The sequence below is a fragment of the Leptolyngbya sp. AN02str genome (assembly GCF_050565595.1).
Lineage (GTDB): Bacteria > Cyanobacteriota > Cyanobacteriia > Elainellales > Elainellaceae > Kaiparowitsia.
Genome location: NZ_JBNXVR010000014.1, coordinates 67,200 through 86,668 on the forward strand (window position 1 = coordinate 67,200; position 19,469 = coordinate 86,668).

Annotated in this window: 17 protein-coding genes; 13 read left to right on the forward strand and 4 right to left on the reverse strand. The window is 53.1% G+C overall.

Annotated elements, in window-relative coordinates; genetic code table 11:
• Positions 1-91 precede the first annotated feature (91 nt).
• From ACQ4M4_RS13020 to ACQ4M4_RS13070, 11 genes are all read left to right on the forward strand, one after another.
• Positions 92-2,575 carry a phage tail tape measure protein gene (locus ACQ4M4_RS13020; RefSeq protein WP_430684915.1) on the forward strand — a complete coding sequence of 828 codons (2,484 nt, stop codon included), beginning with the start codon at positions 92-94 and terminating at the stop codon, positions 2,573-2,575.
• On the forward strand, positions 2,568-3,062 hold the full coding sequence (locus ACQ4M4_RS13025; protein ID WP_430684916.1) for a phage tail protein: 495 nt from the start codon (positions 2,568-2,570) through the stop codon (positions 3,060-3,062). The genes ACQ4M4_RS13020 and ACQ4M4_RS13025 overlap by 8 nt, the downstream gene beginning before the upstream one ends.
• Positions 3,059-3,280: a tail protein X gene (locus ACQ4M4_RS13030; protein WP_430684917.1), complete on the forward strand. Its 222-nt coding sequence runs from the start codon at positions 3,059-3,061 to the stop codon at positions 3,278-3,280. Before ACQ4M4_RS13025 ends, ACQ4M4_RS13030 begins: the two co-directional genes overlap by 4 nt.
• 1 nt (position 3,281) lies before the next feature.
• A complete protein-coding gene (locus ACQ4M4_RS13035; protein ID WP_430684918.1) occupies positions 3,282-4,046 on the forward strand; it encodes a hypothetical protein in 765 nt (254 codons plus the stop codon).
• A 61-nt stretch (positions 4,047-4,107) separates the two neighbouring features.
• Complete coding sequence (locus ACQ4M4_RS13040; protein WP_430684919.1) at positions 4,108-5,145, forward strand: phage late control D family protein; 1,038 nt, start codon at positions 4,108-4,110, stop codon at positions 5,143-5,145.
• Complete coding sequence (locus ACQ4M4_RS13045; protein ID WP_430684920.1) at positions 5,099-5,617, forward strand: phage baseplate assembly protein V; 519 nt, start codon at positions 5,099-5,101, stop codon at positions 5,615-5,617. Before ACQ4M4_RS13040 ends, ACQ4M4_RS13045 begins: the two co-directional genes overlap by 47 nt.
• Before the next feature lie 123 nt (positions 5,618-5,740).
• Positions 5,741-6,181, forward strand: coding sequence for a GPW/gp25 family protein (locus tag ACQ4M4_RS13050; RefSeq protein ID WP_430684921.1), 441 nt, complete (start codon positions 5,741-5,743; stop codon positions 6,179-6,181).
• The gene (locus ACQ4M4_RS13055; RefSeq protein WP_430684922.1) at positions 6,174-7,280 is read left to right on the forward strand and encodes a baseplate assembly protein; all 1,107 of its coding nucleotides are present in this window, start codon (positions 6,174-6,176) and stop codon (positions 7,278-7,280) included. The genes ACQ4M4_RS13050 and ACQ4M4_RS13055 overlap by 8 nt, the downstream gene beginning before the upstream one ends.
• On the forward strand, positions 7,270-7,965 hold the full coding sequence (locus ACQ4M4_RS13060) for a phage tail protein (RefSeq protein WP_430684923.1): 696 nt from the start codon (positions 7,270-7,272) through the stop codon (positions 7,963-7,965). The genes ACQ4M4_RS13055 and ACQ4M4_RS13060 overlap by 11 nt, the downstream gene beginning before the upstream one ends.
• Positions 7,966-8,002: 37 nt before the next feature.
• The gene (locus ACQ4M4_RS13065) at positions 8,003-9,151 is read left to right on the forward strand and encodes a hypothetical protein (RefSeq protein WP_430684924.1); all 1,149 of its coding nucleotides are present in this window, start codon (positions 8,003-8,005) and stop codon (positions 9,149-9,151) included.
• Between the two features lie 2 nt (positions 9,152-9,153).
• Positions 9,154-9,612: a hypothetical protein gene (locus ACQ4M4_RS13070; protein ID WP_430684925.1), complete on the forward strand. Its 459-nt coding sequence runs from the start codon at positions 9,154-9,156 to the stop codon at positions 9,610-9,612.
• Positions 9,613-10,327: 715 nt separating this feature from the next.
• Here ACQ4M4_RS13070 and ACQ4M4_RS13075 read toward each other — a convergent pair.
• On the reverse strand, positions 10,328-11,584 hold the full coding sequence (locus ACQ4M4_RS13075; protein WP_430684926.1) for an AmpG family muropeptide MFS transporter: 1,257 nt from the start codon (positions 11,582-11,584) through the stop codon (positions 10,328-10,330).
• A gap of 489 nt (positions 11,585-12,073) precedes the next feature.
• Here ACQ4M4_RS13075 and ACQ4M4_RS13080 point away from each other — a divergent pair, with 489 nt between their 5' ends.
• Positions 12,074-12,481 (forward strand): hypothetical protein, encoded by a 408-nt coding sequence (locus ACQ4M4_RS13080; protein WP_430684927.1) that lies wholly within the window; start codon positions 12,074-12,076, stop codon positions 12,479-12,481.
• 123 nt (positions 12,482-12,604) lie between these two features.
• Here the strand turns inward: ACQ4M4_RS13080 and ACQ4M4_RS13085 are convergent, their stop codons facing one another.
• The gene (locus ACQ4M4_RS13085) at positions 12,605-13,591 is read right to left on the reverse strand and encodes a cysteine synthase A (RefSeq protein WP_430684928.1); all 987 of its coding nucleotides are present in this window, start codon (positions 13,589-13,591) and stop codon (positions 12,605-12,607) included.
• Between the two features lie 283 nt (positions 13,592-13,874).
• Positions 13,875-16,610, reverse strand: a complete 2,736-nt coding sequence (gene topA, locus ACQ4M4_RS13090; RefSeq protein ID WP_430684929.1) for a type I DNA topoisomerase — start codon at positions 16,608-16,610, stop codon at positions 13,875-13,877.
• Positions 16,611-17,205: 595 nt separating this feature from the next.
• On the opposite strand from topA, the gene ACQ4M4_RS13095 reads away from it, so the two are divergent.
• Positions 17,206-18,774, forward strand: coding sequence for an NAD(P)H-quinone oxidoreductase subunit N (locus ACQ4M4_RS13095; protein WP_430684930.1), 1,569 nt, complete (start codon positions 17,206-17,208; stop codon positions 18,772-18,774).
• A gap of 178 nt (positions 18,775-18,952) precedes the next feature.
• Here ACQ4M4_RS13095 and accB read toward each other — a convergent pair whose 3' ends face one another.
• A complete protein-coding gene (gene accB / locus ACQ4M4_RS13100) occupies positions 18,953-19,450 on the reverse strand; it encodes an acetyl-CoA carboxylase biotin carboxyl carrier protein (protein WP_430684931.1) in 498 nt (165 codons plus the stop codon).
• Positions 19,451-19,469: the final 19 nt, after the last annotated feature.

The following is a 19,469-nucleotide window of genomic DNA, read 5'->3' on the forward strand; positions in this document are numbered from 1 at the left end:
AAGGAGCTGTCGCTGGAGGAGCTGAAGTTCTGGCGACGCGAGGTGATTACGTTCCAAAAAGCGCGAGAAAAAGCGGAGCGCGACGCGGCGAATGTCTAGCCAGAAGCTACAAATTCTTATTGAGGCGCTGAACCAGGCTTCTGGCCCGATTCGTGAGGTGCAGCAGCAAATTGAAGCAATGCAAAACACCAGCCGGGGTTTCCAGGATTTGGGCAACCAGATCACTGGGGTTGGTAGGGCGATGAGCCTGGGTGTAACGGCTCCCATTGTGGGTGGGCTAGGTTATGCCGCTCATGCTGCGATCGGGTTTGAAGCGGCCATGGCGGATGTGAATAAGGCGCTGGGAGCCGACACGCCAGAGGCAATGGCGGATGTGCGCGAAACGGTAATGTCTCTGAGCACGGAGATGGGCCGATTGCCAACTGATATGGCTGCGATGGTGACTGAGGCAGGCAAATTAGGTGTAGCCAGGGATCAGATTGAAGACTATAACCGCCTTGTTGCCCAGGTCGGGGTGGGTTTTGACATGAGCGCGGGGCAGGCTGGGGAGTCGATCGCCAAGATGACCAATGTGCTGGGCTATATGGACAGCCAGGGCCGTGTCAATATTGACGGTTTGGTGCAGCTCAGCGATACCATCAACTACCTGGCTGATACCGGTGCGACTAGTGAAGCGGCGATCGCTAATGTTCTAGGGCGAGCGGGTGGTACTACTCGAATTTTTGGGATGGCCAATACCTCGGCAGCGGGTTTGGCCACGGCATTTTTAAACCTGGGTGATGCGCCGGAAGTGGTTGGTACGGCTTTGAACAGCATGCTGCCAAAGCTGCAAACGGCAACTAAGCAGAATGACAAATTTCAAAATGCGCTGAAGTCGATTGGTATTGACGCGGGGCAATTTGAGCAGGCGATCGCCAAGGACGCGACGGGGGCATTTCTCGATTTTGTGGATGCGGTTTCGCAGGCGGATAACGTGAGTGGCGTGATCTCTGACCTGTTTGGGACGGGCAGCGATAGCGCGATGCTGGCAAAGGCAACGCAGAACGTTGAAGCATTTCGTGCCACGGTTGAAGGTGCAGGCAACGTTGAGAGCGGAGGTTTGCAGAAAACGTTTGAGATGCGAGCTGCCACGACGGGACAACAGCTGCAAATGCTGGCTGCTCAGGCTCAAATTATGGCCATCAACATTGGATCGGCTTTGTTACCAACAATTTTGTCGATTACTCAAGCGCTGACACCGATGGTTGCAGGCTTTGCAAAGTTTGCAGGGCAGAACCAAGGAATCGTTACCATTGGCGTGGCGATCGCAGCGATTGCTGCGGCGATTGGCCCGGTGCTGGTGGCAGTGGGTGCTGTAGTGAGCGCGATTGGTGCGATTGGTGGAGCGATCGCGGGTATTCAAAGTTTTGGGCTACTGGTAAGCGCCATTATGGCGGGGGTGGCTCCGGCTACTGGATTTGCAGGCGCTGTGGCGGGGATTGCTGCGGCGATCGCGGGTATTGGTATAGGCCCCATTTTGGCAATTGGGGCAGCGCTAGCGGCTGCGGCATTTTTGGTGATTACAAATTGGCAGCCAATCAGCGCCTTTTTCATGAATTTGTTTGCGCAGATTGGGAGTGCGATCGCCCCAATTGCGGCTAGCATTCAGCAGTTTTTTGGTGGGCTTGCGGCTGGTTTTATGACTGGGCTTGCCCCTGTAATGCCAGTCATTCAACAATTTGGCCAATCACTGATGAGCATTGGGCAATCTGTTCTGCTCATTGGCCAAGCCTTCTTTAACGTGGTGGGTGCTATTTTCAACTTCGCGATGGCATTGATGCAGCTGACGCCAGCAAGCATGATTTTGAGTTCGGTGGGCTCGGCGTTTCAGGGTGCGGGGATGAGTGCGGCTAGCTTTGGCCAAATGGTAGGAGGGGCGATCGCCTTTGTGATTGGTGGTTTGGCGCGGTTGGGTGCAGCTGCGGTGGGTGTGATTGCCAATTTTGTGGCGATGGGCGCTGGCATTATTAGCACGGTGAATGGTATTGCGGCGCAAATGTTTAGTGCTGGGGCGCGCATTGTGCAAATGCTAGCGAATGGCATTCGCAGTGCCATTGGAGCGGTGACTAGTGCGATTGGCAGTGTGGCCAATGCGGTGCGCAGCATGCTGCCCAACTCGCCTGTGCCTACTGGACCACTCACGGTGCTGAATAATCCCAATGCGGGACCTGGTGGCAACATTGTGCGGATGCTGGCAGCAGGTATTACGCCGGGGCCGTTGCAAGCGGCTATGGCACGAGCGATCGCACCAGTGCAGCAAATGGCGATGAATTTGCCGTTGCCAGGAATTGCTGGAGGGATGAGCTTGGGGCAACCCGGATTTGGGACTAGGCCCACCGGTGGTGATGTGGGAGTGCGCCCAAGTGTGGGTGCAGGTGGCACGAATAACCAAATTACGCTGTCGATTTCGGTGGATGCGAGCGGTGGAGCTGATGGTGGGGCGATCGCTGACACGTTGGAGGAGCGGTTGAGAGACCTGTTGCCCGGTTTGTTGGCGGGTGAGGATAGACGACGGGAGCGGGTTGCTTATGGCTAGCTGGGTTGGGCCTCCACCGTTGAATAAACCGAAGAAGCGGCTGTGGGGGCTGTTGGGAGATCTGGAATTTGAGGTGGGTGAAGCGCCCAAAAGCTTTGGCCTACAAGAAAAAACCAACTATGCTGAGCACGAGCGAATTGAGGGAAAGCCACGGCTGCAATGGACGGGGGACAGCCTCGACAGTTTGGACCTGGCATTTGCTTGGCATTGCGACTGGTGTGACCCGGATCAGAAGTTGGAAGAGCTACGGCAGTTGAAAGACACGCACGAACCCCAACGCCTGGTGATTGGGGCTCGGTTCATTGGCAGCTTTGTGATTGAGTCTATTAGCTCGAACCTGAAACGTACTGACCCAACCGGGGTGACTATCCAAAGCGAGGCTCAGGTGAAGCTGAAGGAATCTCCAATCATGAAAGACTTCTCGACTGTTGGAAGCCGCTCAGCTAAGAATTTCGCGCTGATTTCACCGTTTAGGAGGCAGGCGTGAGCAAGTTTGTTGAGCTTGTAACAGTGGAGGGCCAGCGGTGGGATGCGATCGCCAATTTGGCGTATGGCAATCCCTATGGGTATGAGCCTATTTTGCGGGCGAATCCACAGTGGCTGGGCGTTGACCGATTGCCAGGGGGAACTGTATTGCAGATTCCGGTGATTGACCAACCGGCTGTGACCATGACCCGCGAACAATTGCCACCCTGGAAGCGCTGATATGGAGCTAGACCAAGATGACTATTTGATGCTGAACCAGTTTCGGCTGGAACGGATGCGATCGCAGGTGAAGGAACTGCAGCTGGCAATGCTGCATGTGGACCATGAAGCGCGAACGCTGAACATTCACTGCACGAACCCAGGCCAGGTGGATGAGCTAATGGAGATGGCCGACCTAGCAGCGATCGCATGGGAAGTGTTGGGCTGCTGGGTGGTGGAAATTTGGTTTGAGCTGGAAGCGGTATGGACGGAACAGTCTTTGCTACCAGATGGCTTTGAGCTACCGCGACTCTCAACAGAAGAACTAGAATTGTTGGCAATCGAAGCTTTTGAGGAAATCGATATGCCGACCGCAACGCTCGACAAACCTGCTGTGATTGAAAAGCCTGCCTCGACTGCATCTACAGCATTACCAGGTCAAAGCTTGAGCAATATTGCCAGCGACTTGGAAATGGATGTGGCGGAGCTGCTGAGCTGGGTGCTGCAACAGAATGCTGTTGTGATTCCTTACAACAATGAGGACATTGTGAGCGGGGAAACGGCGATCGCGGCCTATCAGCATTGGGAAGCGAGCGTGGTTCGCCGGCGCATGGAGCGACGGGGTCTGACTGTGACCAGCACGGCTCCAGTAGAGAACGGAGCTGCACCAAAAGCAGCCACGCCCACTCGCAAAAAACCTGCGGCGAAGAAGCCTGCTCGTAAGACGACGGCTCGCAAGACGACGGCTCGCAAGCCCCAGGCAAAAGCATCTCAAACCGAGGGCTAAATTTCGCTCCCACACACCACATCGGGAATTCTTAACGGGAATTCCCGGTTTTTTATTGCCTATGATTCGCTATCCGACTTTTAAGCTGGTGTATGAGGGCACGGACATTACAGAAGGCCTGAAGCCGTTTGTGCTGTCGATTAGCTACAGCGACAAACTGGAGGGCGAGAGTGATGAGCTGGAGATTGCGCTGGAGAATAGCGATCTGCGGTGGATGGGAACGTGGCTGCCTAAGGAGGGAGATGCAGTTTCCCTGGAACTGGGTTATGACGGCGGGGTGATGCTCGGCCCCATTTTGTTTGAGGTGGATGAGCCGGAGTTTTCGGGGCCACCGGATGTGATTCGACTGAAGGGTTTGGCGACTCCGGTAACGGCCAGCCTACGGCAGCGCAACAGTGCAGCTTATGAGAACACAACTCTGCTAGCGATCGCCCAACAGATTGCCCAAAAGCACAAGCTGGAGTTGGTGGGTGAGGTGCCCGAAATTAAGCTGGAGCGGGTAACCCAGAAGGAGCAAACCGATCTGGAGTTTTTGCGTGAGATAGCTGCGGATTATGGGCTAATTTTCAAGGTGGAAAGCTCGACTAAGCTGGTTTTCTTTCGGGAGTCGGACTTGGAAGCGGCTGATCCGGTGCTGACGTTTACTCGGCAGGATATTGGCCGATATCGAATTCGACGTGGAGCGAAGGGGACTTACCAAGCAGCTGAGATCAGCTATAACGACCCAAAAACTGGCAAGCTGATTAGCGTGAAAATTGACGCGGCGGGCAAGGAAGTGGCAACGCCAGCGGGCGGAAAAACCGAGGTGGCCAGCGGTGACATCCTGAAAATTCGGGAGCGGTGCGAGAACCGGGCTCAGGCCGAGGTGAAGGCCACGGAGGCGCTGCGGAGGGCTAACCGAGGCCAGGTGGAGGGCACGCTGGATATGGAGGGGAATACCTCTGTTGTGGCGGGGCTGAACTTGACACTGAACGGCTTCTTGAACCTGAGTGGGAAGTACCAAGTGAAGCAGGTCAGGCACTCGCTATCTCGCAGTAAGGGATACACCAGCAATGTTGAAATCACAGGGCTCGAACTCGAAGGGGAGCCAGAGCAGTAAGGGGCAGTCGTCGCTGCATTTTGGCGAGGTGACGGCAGTGAATGAGGCCACCGGTGAGGCAAAAGTCCAATTACCAGATTTGGGCATTGAGAGCTATTGGCTGAAGGTTCTGGTACGGCGATCTACTGCTGACCGACATGCTGACTGGCTAGATGTTGGCGATCGCGTGGCGGTGCTTTTGGATGAGAAGGGCGAAGCCGGGGTGATACTCGGATCGGTCTATACCGAATCCAACCCACCACCTATCAGTACGAAGGATAAATGGTATCGCCAGTTCTCAGACGGCAGTTTTATTGAGTTTGACCGCAGTGCGGGTCGTTTGAAAATTAGCTGCGACACGGTTGAGATTGTGTGCAGCAATCGGGTTGAGATTGTGTCGAGCGCTCCATCGGTGCTGCAAGGGAAGGAAATTGTTGTGGTCGGGGGAACTGATAACGATAATCCGGACACGATTATTTTAAGTGGGCAGTGATGGGGAAAATTGTTCGTCGGTGGCAAGCATGGTGGGTATGGCGGTGGCCACTACTGGCCAGTGATGAGCAACGGCGATCGCATGTGAACTATTTGGAGCGTTGTTGGCGGGAACCTTTAGCACATGAGCGATCCAGCAACGAACCATCCTGATTTTGCAATGCTGACGGCCTGGTGGAATAACCGGTTGGCAGTGGCTGTTCCAATTCGACCAAAACAGCTGTGGTGGCAGCACAAGCTTGGCGAAATTGGGGCGATCGCGGCGGATGGTGAAGATCTACAGCAGGCGGTGACGATTATTTTGCAAACACCCAGGGGATCTGATGTGCATCGACCTGAGTTTGCCAGTGACTTGCGGGATTATGTGGATTATCCGGTGGAGCGGGCAACATCGTTTGTGGTGCGGGATAGCGTTGCGGCGGTGGAGCTTTGGGAACCGCGAGTGGATTTGCAATCGGTAGAAATTTTGCCCTATGACTCAGCTATCCATCAAATGACGGTGGCGTTGAGCTGGAATGTCGCAAATAGCGACATCGTAGGAGGAACGGAGGTGCTTGTTGGCTAATTTGCCTCAACCTAATTTTGTAGAACGTGACCCGGCTCAGATTGAGACAGCCGTGATTGCACTATGGGAAACAATTACTGGAACAACGTTGTATCCAGCTCAAGTTGAGCGCCTGTGGCTGGATTTGCTGGTTTACCAGGAAACGCTGATTCGGATTGCGGCGCAGTACACTGCTGAGCAAGAGCTGGTGAACTATGCGGTAGGCAACAACCTTGACCAGCTTGGGGAATTGGTGGATACGCCCCGGCTCCAAGCCGCAGCGGCGCAGATGACGCTGCAATTCACGAAGAATGCCATCAATAGCACGGTACTGGTGCCAGCTGGGACGCGAGCCCAGGCTCAAAACGGGGTGGCCTTTGCGACTGATGAGGATTTGGTAATTGCGCCGGGGAGTTTGACTGGGACGGCGATCGCCACTTGTGAAGAGGCTGGGTTAATTGGGAATGACTTTGCTGTTGGGCAGGTTAACCAATTTGTGGACGCAGCGCCGACAGGGATTACGACGGTTTCTAGTACGACTATCAGCGCTGGTGGTTCTGAAGTGGAAACTGATGAGCCTTACCGTGAGCGCATTAAGCTTGCACCAAATGGGTTTACTACGGCTGGGAGCAAGGGCCAATACCGCTATTTGACACGCAGAGTTAGCCCGCTCATCACAAATGTTGCAGTAACTAGCCCGAAGCGATCGCATGTAAATGTGTATCCGCTTTTGACGACAGGTTTGCCCTCGGTGGAACTGCTGGCCGCTGTTGAAGAAGCGCTAAATGCAGAGGATGCGAGACCTCTGTGTGATGTGGTATCTGTTTTGGCTCCGACAGAGGTGAGTTACCAAATTACTGCTGAGGCGATCGCCTACAGTAATGCGGACCTAAGCCTACTGCAAAGCCAGCTTACGGCTGTGGCTGAGAAGTTTGCAGTGGAGAAGCGGGCCAATTTAGGACAGGATGTGCCCCGCAGCCAGGTTGTAGCGGCCCTGGGAATTGCGGGAGTGTACAGCATTTCGCTGACCAGCCCTGTGGCTGATTTGGTCGTGGCTGAAAACGAATGGGCGAACTGCACCGCAATTAACGTCACTATTTCGGGCACGAATGATGGATAGCTTGTTGCCACCACCCATTGCGATGGATGGGCGATCGCGGGCGTTTGAGCAAATTGCTCAACGACTGAAAGATATTGATTTGAGTGCCTTGCAGGTCTATGACATTGACACGGTGGATAGCTCAGCACTGATTCACCTGGCAGAGCAGTTCAATGTGCTGGGCCTGCGGGGTTGGAACCTGGCGCTGACAGATGCGGACAGGCGATTGCTATTAAAGGAGGCGATTGCGCTGCACAAGCGAGCAGGCACGCCTTATGCCATTCGGCGATCGCTAGCTCTGGTTGGCTTTGGGGATGCGGTTGTGAATGAAAATCCGATTCACTACGCCAATGGTCAAACGTTTGTGGAAGATGGCAGCGTCAGCCTAGCGGATGGGCAGAGCGATGCAGATGGACGATTGTGGGATGCGTTTCAGATCGATTTAGATCCAGACGTGCGAGACCCTAGCCCTGAAGAGGTTAACCTCATCATTCGCTTGGTGATGGAGTGGAAGAATGCACGCACCAAGCTGATTGGGATCAATATTTTGCGGTTAATCCTGCCTGCAAATGGCTTGCCACGGCTGAGAGCAAATGGCGTAATTTTGGCTGATGGCTCGGACGTAGCCGATGGCTACACCGTATTTGCTGATGGAGCACAGCTTGCGGCAGGCATCTACAACCCTGATGGGGTGCCGGTGCCTTGAAGCTGAGGGAACAATGCTGGCAGTTTTGGGCTGACCTATGGCTGACTTAGCAGAATCTGCAATTTGGGAAGGCGTTTACCAAATGGAGCGAACCGACCCTTTAGATGCTGGGGTTGGTGGAAACGGCCAGCTCAATTTGGCTCCTAAAAATCTGGCCAATCGAACTTTCTGGCTGCGACAGAAGATTGAAAATTTAGGTATTGACCTGAATGATGCTGTCGCACAGCTATCGTTTGAGCGTTTTTTGCTTGGAGGCCAAGCTGGGATCGCGCAAGGGCGCTTAACCCTGCAAAGTAACCAGGCAATTCCTACGGGCGATCGTGTTGGCGCTAATGCCACAAGCCTTTTCTATACGCCTTATAACGGCAACCTGATTGGTTTGTACAACACGTCTAAACAAAGCTGGGAAGTTTTTGAATTTGCACAAATTGAGCTTTCACTCGCAGCGTTAACGGCTAACACAAACTACGACATCTTCCTATACGACAACAACGGCGTATTAACACTTGAGACGATTGCTTGGAGTAGTCATGGTGCCGGAACCAGTGCTAGGAACGTATCACTAGCACGGCAGAATGGAATTTTCATCAAATCGACTGATGCACGCCGATATTTGGGCACAATTCGCATGCAGGCGAATGGGCAGTGCGAGCAATCGCTTGGGCTGAGTGGCGGCGCTGCCGGTGGTAACCACCCAAAACAATTTGTTTGGAACGCTGAAAACCGTCGTCAGTACACGGCTGTTGTAAACGACTCGACTGGCAGCTGGACTTATAACGGGGCAATTCGGAACAAGAATAATAGCGCCAACAATCGATTTGGTTTTGTGGTTGGGACATCAGAGGGTGAAGCCTTGAACGTAACGAGCTATGCCCTGACCTCAACCAGCGGAGCCTCAAACAACATCACAAACACTCGACGTGCAGGGTTTGGGTTGAACCAAAACACAAATTACACCATTCCTAACAGTGGTGGAATTGTTGGTTTTACTCCCTCAGCAGACGCAAATATCGCTGACGGCTCGACAGGAAATCGCCAAATCATCAGCACGGCATCTTTTAGAGGCAACACCTTGCTTGGTTACAACTGGATTCAAGAAATTGAATTTAGTGACACAACCGGGAGTGTTGTCACGTCCTGGACTGGCGGTTCATCTTCTGGATCAATCATTACAGGATGGTCATAGTGATGGATGGATTAGCAAAACTGACTCTAGAGCTAAGAGCGATCGCACCCATTTTGGGTGTAGCAGACTTAGGAGGTGGCAACTACCGCATTGATTTTCATGCCGATGCAACACCACAGCAGCAGTTTGAGGCAGAATCCTTTGCAGCAAGTTGGGAGCCTTCACCAGAGACAGTCGAGAAGAATTGGGACGGCATCGAAAATGATTTGCGCGGCTCTGCGGTTTTCTCGCGCATCTACTCCGCAGCGTACATCTCTCCTGGAGTTGGCGTGAACCTGTATGTCATCCTGAACGGGTTGAGAGCACAAAACCTCGAAGACTTGGTTTTTGGATTTAGCCAAGCGCGGCTGGCCATGTCAGAAACAGCGGTGGGAGATTTTGATTCTGATCAGTTGCAGTGGTTGAGAGATCGGCTAGCCGCAAACGGGTTTGATGTCAACCTGTTTGGGCTGGGAGACTAACAGGTTCTCATAAACTGTGAGAACCTCAAATTGTCAAGTCCTGAGGCCAAGAAACTGGCACAACTAGCAGTTTGGGCGCGTACTACAACCTTGGACTAAAAACGGAATGTAATACGATACTACAGGGCTTCACAACCCTGATTCTGCCGTTGCTTGCTGTGGACTAACGATCTGGCCTAAAAAACACGCAAAACCTCCTTAAACAAAGGCTTCTACGCTTTTGCTTAGTTGCGACTTGCGCAACTAAGCAAGCCCAGGCTTTTACCCAACTGTCACAACGAACTTTTTAGGGTCAAGTTGCTCTTCCTGGTCTGTTATTGGTCTACCAACTGTTGAGAATGGTCGTATTGCTTTGGTGGCAATAGCTTCGGATGAAATATTTCATCCTTGACATCGTGGGGGTCACTGGTTCGAGTCCAGTTGTGTCCATCGCCTCAAACCCGCTTCTAAAGCGGGTTTTGTCGTTTATAAGCTTGGTTGTTCATGTCGTGCGCGGCTTGGATGTGCAGCCCAGAGGTGTTGTATCCGTCGTGTTGCCTCTGATCGCCTTCTTGATAGACAAGCCGTCGTGATAAGTAAAACAGTGAGTGGGCTGGATTTTTTGCTGGCAGCTCATAAAAGAACCCATCCTATCTGATGAACCCTTGCACTACGCTTCATGAATAAGTGGAGAGCGATCGCTCTCCACTTATTTTGTGAGTCACCGCCTAAATCTCTACTCTTGCCCCTCTTGCTGAGTGTCTCCTTCCCAAGGCGCAAAAAAGGGCAGCAATGCTAAACCCGGTACCGCTGCAAAAATGGTGCATAGAAAAAATAGTGGCCATCCGGTTTGCTCTGCTAACGTTCCTGCTGGCGCTACTAGGATGTCTCGGCTAACGGCCATCAGACTGGATAGTAGTGCATATTGGGTTGCCGAAAAGCGCGGGTTACAAAGGCTCATCAAAAATGCAACAAACCCTGCGGTGCCCAAGCCGCCACAAAAATTCTCAACGTTAATGGTGAGTACCATTGTGGGATAGTTTTGCCCAACTGTGGCCAGGATGAAGTAGGCCAGATTGCTCAGGGCTTGAAGGCCACCAAAAACCCAGAGCGAGCGATGAATCCCAAGCTGGCTGAGGACTGCCCCGCCAACCAATGTCCCCACAATGGTTGCTAGCAACCCCATACCACCCTGAATAGTTCCAATATCGGTTTGGCTAAAGCCTGTTTGTAGTAGAAATGGGGTGGCCATGTTGTTGACCAACGCATCCCCAAAGCGATAAAGCGTGATGAATGCGAGGATCAGAATGCCTTTTGTCACTCCAGAGCGCTGAAAAAATTCTAGGAATGGAAGTTTGACGGCAGCGGCTAGGGTTTCTGGTGGGCGATCGCGGCCTGCGGGTTCTGGAGCCCAAATTGAGCACAGGACACTAAGCAGCATCAACCCAGCCATGCAGAGGTAAACGAGTGGCCAGGTTAGCCGATCGGCTAAGACGAGCGCTAGCGCTCCGGTGACCAACAGTGCCACCCGATAGCCTAATACCGAGAGGGCGGCTCCTGCCCCCATTTCGCGTTCCTCAAGCAGGTCAGTACGATAGGCATCAAACGCAATATCCTGGCTTGCACTAAAGAAGGCAATTAGCAAGGCATTGATGGCAAGCAGTTGAAGCGACTGTCTAGGGTTTTGCAAGGCCATTGCCGCGATCGCCAACGTTAGGCAGACCTGCATGATCACAAGCCAGCCGCGACGACGACCCAAAAAGGGTGGCACAAATCGATCGAGTAACGGCGACCACAAAAATTTTAGGGAATAGGGCAACGCTACCAGGCTAAACGCTCCAATAGCGCCCAAATCTATATTTTCGACGGTCATCCAGGCTTGTAGCGTCCGACTCGTTAAAAATAGTGGCAGCCCAGATGCAAAGCCAAGTAGCAGGAGGGCGGCCATCTTGCGGCTGGAGAAAACCTGAACAAGGGAAGAAACGTTTTTCACAATCGGCGGCGATATAACAGCTCAGACATCCTTTATAAGAGAGCGGACCTCTTTTGCCAATCTTCGGGTTCCCCAGGGTAGGTTGATACTCCTTGCATCAGCTCCTTCCATCAATGCCTTTCATGCACGTTCGCTTGTAGTCACGGCTTGGTTCCTATCAACAGGTTCCTAACGCTCTTCTGTCACTTTTGCTGGAGCCAACTCTGAAACCCGCTCTGTGGCTCGATCGAACTCAAAGCGCTACAAATAATGGGTAATGTTAGGAAGACAAGCTCTATAAAACCCCAAAACTCCGTGCTGCCCGCACTGCGGGCAGCACGGAGTTTTGGGTCTGGTTTTTAATGGTGTCGAGGTACTTATCAATAGAGTTCGTTCTGATGACAGATGAAGCGGAAGTTTGTCTGGTGTTAGGTTACACGCACTCGGTTGAGCTTAGATGTCTGTTGATGAAAGACAGGTTTGCCCCAAGATTAGTTGAATAGGTTTGCAATGCTTAAACACATGATTTCTGGCTTTAAGGTAGCTGTGGTTGTGACGGTAGGGTTGGCGATCGCGCTCTCTATGGGTTTGTGGAATACTGCGATCGCGGCACCTCTGCCCGCCAGTATGTCCATTTCAGCGTTAACTCAAGGAATGAACCCGAATTTGGATGTAGACAAAGCCGCAGAAAGTGCAGAGCGAGCGTCTGACCAAATCTACGAAGGTTTGGAGCAAACCAAGCAAAAAATTGGGAAAACCGAGGGCCGCAACGAAATCATTCAAAAGGCCCGCGACCATGCCAGTGCAAAGTGGGAAGCGTTAGCGGATAAAGCCCGTGACGCCAATGATACCAAAGCGGTCGAACTGTCACCCGTCGATAAGCATACGCTCACTCGCCTTCAAGACTCGGAACCCTAACGTTCGTCGGTTCCCCGGCTTTTACGCAGGACGCACAGCCTTAGCTTAATAGCCAATAGCTGTACAGAAGCTCTACAGAGCAAGACGCGATCGCCCCCTCCAGCGCAACTCAGGCTGCAAAACTTAAGCTGCAAACGTGGGTGGAGTCAGCCCTTTCGATTGGAGCCACTCCGCATTGTACAAGCGCGACTGATAGCGAGCACCCCCATCGCATAATACCGTCACAATGGTGTGACCTGGGCCAAGTTGCTTTGCCAACTGCACCGCAGCGCCTACATTAATGCCAACCGAGCCACCCATAAATAGGCCATCCTTGTGCAACAGCTGGTACACTACCCTCAGCATCTCCGCATCCCCAACTTGAACCGCACTGTCCACAGGGGCATCTTGCATATTTGAAGTCAGGCGGCTCGTGCCAATTCCTTCAGTAATCGAGCTGCCTTCCATTTTAAATTCGCCCGATTTGAAATAGTGATAGAGTGCACTTCCCATCGGATCAGCCAACACGCACTTCACATCAGGATTTTTATCTTTTAGGAACATCGAAACTCCGGCATAGGTGCCGCCTGTGCCAGTTGCCGCTACCCATGCATCAACCTTGCCATCGGTTTGTGCCCAAATTTCGGGGCCTGTCGTTTCGTAGTGGGCTTGGCGATTGGCCAAATTGTCGAATTGATTGGCCCAAATTGCATTTTCCAGCTCCTCGGCAATGCGGCCCGACAGTTTGACGTAGTTGTTGGGATCGCGATAGGGCACAGCTGGCACCGGACGCACCTCTGCACCCAACGTGCGGAGCAAATCCATTTTTTCTTGAGACTGGGTTTCGGGAATGATGATCAAGCACTTGTAGCCCTTGGCGTTGCAAATATGAGCCAAGCCAATTCCCGTATTGCCAGCGGTACCTTCTACCACAGTGCCACCAGGCTTCAGCAAACCTTTGCGCTCTGCGTCTTCAATGATGTACAGCGCTGCCCGATCTTTGACGGAACCGCCCGGATTGAGGAATTCAGCCTTCCCCAGAATTTCGCATCCGGTTTCTTCACAAAAACTATCTAGGCGGATTAGCGGGGTATTACCGACGGTTCCGACAAATCCGTTTTTGATGTCCATACCTATTCCTACTATCGCTGCCGACTTCAAAACTCTCACAATCGAGTAGCCTCAGCTTTCTATAGTAGTAGGACTTATGCCGTTGGAGAATTGAGCACCACCGGCAGTTGCAAAAATCGTCCGCAATGTAGAAATTTCTAAAAAAACACGCTGGGGAAGGCGATACATCTCCAGCGTGTTTGTTGGCTGCTTCATGGCAACGGGCCATTTAGGGGCTCAGTAGGGATTTTTGCCCTACTGTTTGTTGTCCTACCACTTGGGTACTACTGCAGCAGATCCATCGCTACGATTTGGTCTTGCGGGCGGTGTTGGCACGCGTTGTTTTGCCCGTTGTGGATGATTTGGCCGCAGATTTGGTGGTCTTTTTGGTTGTTCCGCTCTTGGTGGTGGTTTTCTTGGTGGTGGTCTTTTTGGTGGTGCTGGCAGCTTTTGTTCCGGTTGTTGTTTTTTTCGCTGTTCGGGATGATTTTTTGCTGCCCGCTTTTTCGGCGATCGCCTTTAGTGCCACATCCATCGTGATTCCTTCCACCGTTTGCCCTTCTGGCAGCGAAGCATTGACCTTGCCATGCTTGATGTAAGGGCCATAGGGACCATTGTAGATATTCACGGGTTCGCCATCTTCGGGATGAGCGCCCAACTCGCGCAGCGGCGTTGACGATGCTTTGCGACCTCGGCCTGCCTTGGGTTCAGCCAATAGCTGAAGTGCCCGCTCCAGGGTAATCGTCAACACGTCATCATCACCTTTAATGGAGCGATACTCTGGCTTGCCCTCTGGCCCTTTGGCATGCATAACGTATGGCCCAAACCGCCCCAGACTGGCCTGTATCTTGGCTCCCGTTTCGGGATGAACGCCCAGCGCACGCGGGAGCGCCAGCAAGCCAACCGCCATTTCCAGGGTGACATTTTCTGGTTTTACGCCCTTGGGCAGCGAGGCACGCTTGGGCTTGGGGTTTGCCTCCGACTCATCTCCTAACTGCACATAGGGGCCGTAGGGACCAATGAGCTGGTAGATGGGTTCTCCCGTTTCGGGATGGAAGCCCACTTTATCGGGGCCTTCTGTCTTTTGCCGTAGCAGGGTTTCCACCTGCTGGGGATCCAGATCCGATGGGGTCAGGTCTTGAGGAATGGTCGCTTTGACTGGGCCATCATCGTTTTCGGTCTCGATGTAAGCTCCGTAGCGCCCAATGCGCACCTTAGCCTCCAGCCCCTCTAGGGTAATGGTGCGTGCGTTGGCGGGGTCGATTTGGCTCTCTTGCTGTTTTACCTGGGTTTCCAGTCCGGCTTGCCCAAGGTAAAAGTCCTTCAGGTAGGGAAGCCATTCTGCCTCTCCCGTGGAAATGTCGTCCAGGGTGCGCTCCATGCGAGCCGTAAAGCTGGGATCGACCAGATCGGGGAAGTAGTTTTCGAGCAGGGAGGTCACTGCAAAGGCGGTAAAGGTGGGCACTAGGCTGTTGCTGTTCATCTGAGCGTAGCCGCGATCGATGATGGTGCCGATGATGCTGGCGTAGGTACTGGGTCGGCCAATGCCTTCGCTCTCCAAGGTTTTGACCAGGGTAGCTTCGGTGTAGCGGGCAGGCGGTTGCGTTTCGTGGGCGATCGCCTCCAAGTCTACACAGTTGGGCTGATCGCCAACTCGCAGCGTTGGCAAAATCACCTCTTGGCTTTCCAGCGCCGCATCGGGATCATCCGATCCCTCCACATAGGCCCGGAAGAAACCAGGGAAATCAATGCGTTTGCCCGTTGCGCGAAACTCTGCATCTTCAACCTGAATGCTCACCGTGACGTGGGTTTGGCGAGCTTCGGCCATCTGCGTCGCAACGGTGCGCTTCCAAATCAAGTCGTACAGTTGCAGCTCTCGTCCTGACAGTCCAGTGTCCTGCGGTGTGCGGAAGGTGCTGCCCGAAGGACGAATCGCCTCGTGGGCTTCCTGTGCCCCTTTGCTCTTGGTGGTGTACTGGCGCGGTTGGGGACTCAAATACTCCTTGCCGTACTTGTGCTCGACACAACTGCGTGCAGCGCTAATGGCCTGCTGCGACAGGTGCACCGAGTCGGTACGCATGTAGGTAATGTAGCCCTGCTCATATAAGCTCTGGGCAATGCGCATCGTATCTCGCGCCGAGAACCGCAGCTTTCGGTTGGCCTCTTGCTGCAAGGTTGATGTGGTAAACGGGGGCGATGGCTTACGGGTAGAGGGGCGCTCCTCCAGGTTGGTCACATTCCAGGCGCATTGCTGAATGCGATCGCGCAATCCTTGGGCCTCGGCCTCACCCAGCAGCAGCACATTGCGTCCGGCAATAATTTGCCCAGTTGCCTCATCAAAATCTGCCCCCGTGGCAATGCGGGTACCGCCCAGCATCACCAGCTTTGCCTCAAACGGAATCTCCTGCTGCGCCAAAATCGCCTTCAGATCCCAGTAGGAACCCTTGCGGAAAGCTCGGCGCTGCCGCTCTCGCTGTACCAGCAGCCGTACCGCAACCGACTGTACCCGCCCCGCAGAAAGGCCCCAGGCAATTTTTTTCCACAGCAGCGGCGATAGGGTGTACCCCACCAGCCGGTCCAGGATACGGCGGGTTTCCTGTGCCCGCACCAACTGCTCATCCACATCGCGGCAGTTAGTCAACGCGGCCTGAATTGCGTCTTCAGTAATTTCATGAAACACCATGCGCTTGGTGGGCACTTTGGGCTTGAGCACCTGTAGCAAGTGCCAGCTAATGCTTTCACCTTCGCGGTCTTCGTCAGTTGCCAGAACCAGCTCATCCGCATCCTTCAGGGCATCTTTCAGCGCCTTTACAACTTTTTTCTTATCCTGCGGAACGATGTAGAGCGGTTCAAAATTCTCCTCAACATTGACACCAATCTTAGCCCACTCTTCGCCCTTGACCGTGGCTGGAATGTCGCTAGCCGACTGAGGCAAATCACGCACATGCCCCATCGACGCCTCGACCCGGTATCCCGGCGGCAGGTAGTTGCGAATGGTTTTGGCTTTGGTTGGAGATTCGACAATGACAAGTTTGGACATGAGCTTTTGTGCGTTTCAGAGAGGCTAGAACGGCACGGCCAGGGTGCGTGACTGGGTCGCTGAGGCTGGAGTGGAGCAAGGGCTAGGCGCGATCGCGCTCTGGTGTCGGTGCCGCCATCCAATTTGAAATTCAGCAAATGCTCAGCGAATCAGTTGGGGGTCTTGTCGATAAACGACGAAAGAATTGGGTCTCAATTGCAGATCTACTTATAAGTAGTAGTCTTAGCATCTCAGCGTTCGATTGTGCCAGGTTCCAAAGTGAAGACTATGCAACATCTAACCCTGTAGACCTGATCATAAACATCGCAATTGACCTTCCCACTTATAGAACATATCTATCGCATGTACAGAAATTTCAAAAGGAACATCTCCGCCAAACGAGCATACAGCACCAGCTTGCGCGTTATGATGCACATGAGCAGGTTTCCCACTCTGTTGCAGAGTCGTAACAGTAACATCTTGGGTGTAGCATCTGTATATTGTCGTTTTGCTTTATCAGTAGCACCTGTAAGGCAGCAACCGCCTGGCTTCGCAGTCATGGCTTCGCCGCCCCTAACCCTATGTGTTGACCTCGTCTAAAGTTTCCAAAAATCTTATGGATCTAACCAGCCTCTCTGCCCAGCTAAATGCCGGAACTATCGTCCCTGAGGCGATTGTAATTGCGACCCTTCTGGTCGTTCTGGTCGGAGACTTGATCGTCGGACGTACTTCGGCACGATGGACCCCTTATGTGGCGATCGCCGGGCTGTTGTCTGCGGTTGTAGCTCTCTATTTTCAGTGGTCTATCACTGAGCCCATGTCCTTTTTTGGAGAGTTCCATGGCGACGCCCTCAGCGTGATGTTTCGGGGAATCATCGCCCTTTCCGCCGCCTTTACCATCCTGATGTCCATCTGGTATGTAGAGCAGTCCGGCACCTCTCTAGCGGAATTTCTTGTGATTCTGTTGACCGCAACCCTTGGCGGCATGTTCTTGTCGGGGGCAGAAGAACTGGTCATGATCTTCGTCTCGCTTGAAACGCTGAGTATCTCGTCCTACCTGTTGACGGGATACATGAAGCGAGATCCACGTTCTAACGAGGCAGCGCTTAAGTACTTGCTCATTGGGGCAGCCAGTTCCGCGATTTTCCTGTATGGCAGTTCGCTGCTGTATGGCCTGTCGGGAGGGGAAACTCGCCTTACAGCTATTACCACCAGCATTGTCAACAGCGGCCTGCAAGAGTCGTTGGGGTTGGTAATTGCGCTGGTGTTTGTAATTGCGGGGATCGCCTTTAAGATTGCGGCTGTACCCTTCCACCAGTGGACCCCCGACGTATACGAAGGTTCTCCCACTCCCGTTGTGGCGTTCCTTTCTGTAGGGTCCAAAGCAGCCGGATTTGCTCTTGCCATTCGTCTGCTGGTCACGGCATTCCCCGAAATGACCGAACAGTGGCACTTTGTAATGACAGCGCTGGCTCTGCTGAGCATGGTGCTGGGCAATGTGGTTGCTCTGGCCCAAACCAGCATGAAGCGCCTGCTCGCCTATTCTTCGATCGCCCAAGCTGGATTCGTCATGATTGGGTTGATTGTGGGTACACAGGCTGGTTACTCCAGCATGCTCTTTTATTTGCTGGTGTATCTGTTTATGAACTTGGGCGGTTTTGCCTGTGTGATTCTGTTTAGCCTGCGAACCGGAACCGACGAAATTACCGAGTACAGCGGTCTGTATCAAAAAGATCCGCTATTAACCTTGGCGCTGAGCATTTGTTTGCTGTCGCTGGGCGGTATTCCTCCGCTGGCTGGTTTCTTTGGCAAGCTGTACCTATTCTGGGCTGGTTGGCAGGCGGGCGCTTACGGCCTGGTTTTGGTGGGCCTCATTACCAGTGTGATTTCCATCTATTACTACATCCGCGTCGTCAAGATGATGGTCGTTAAAGAGCCGGATGAAATGTCGGATTCGGTGAAGAATTATCCCGAAATTCGCTGGAACTTGCCCGGTATGCGTCCTCTGCAAATTGGAATTGTGTTGGCTTTGGTGACAACCTCGGTCGCGGGGATCTTGTCGAACCCGCTGTTTACGCTGGTCAATACATCCGTTGACCGGACTCCGATGCTGCAAGCTAGTGTGATGCCGGCACCCGAAGCGATGGAAGCATCCCTGACGGTTCCCTCCGAGCCGATTCAATAGTTTTGATCCCGTTCATAAGATTGACAGCAGAGTGCTTTTGGTTGAGGCGCTCTGCTTTTTGCTGATCAGCATTTGGCTGTGAGGACGATCGCCTCAAATCAGATCACAAGAAACCAAAAGAGAGGAGGGCGATCGCCCTCCTCTCTTTACTAAAATGTCGTGCAGCTAAATTGTTCGCCTAAGTCGGATTTACCCGCATCAGCACCTGACCAAATTCGACGGGCTGCCCGTTTTGAACCAGCAGTTCCACAATCTCGCCATTCACCTCAGCCTCAATTTCATTCATCAGCTTCATGGCTTCAATAATGCACACCGTTTGGCCCGATCGCACGCGATCGCCCACATCGACAAACGGAGGCTCATCGGGAGCTGGAGCCCGGTAGAACGTACCCACCATAGGAGACGTAATCTCCACCAGCTTGTCATTTGCCGAAGACGGGGGTGGCGCAGAGAGTGCTGGAGCCGCCGGAGCCGGAGCTGTCGGTGCAGGCAATGCTGCGATCGCCGGTGCAGGCATTTCTACTACCGAAGTTTGCTGGGGCAGGACATATTCTCCTGGCTTCGGCCCTTTCCGCACTGTTAATTCGAAATCACCACTTTTTAACGTAATTTCCGAGATATCTGCTTGGCTAACGGCCGACAACAGTTCACGGAGCTCATCTAGATTTAATTCCACAACCTTATCGCCTAACCAA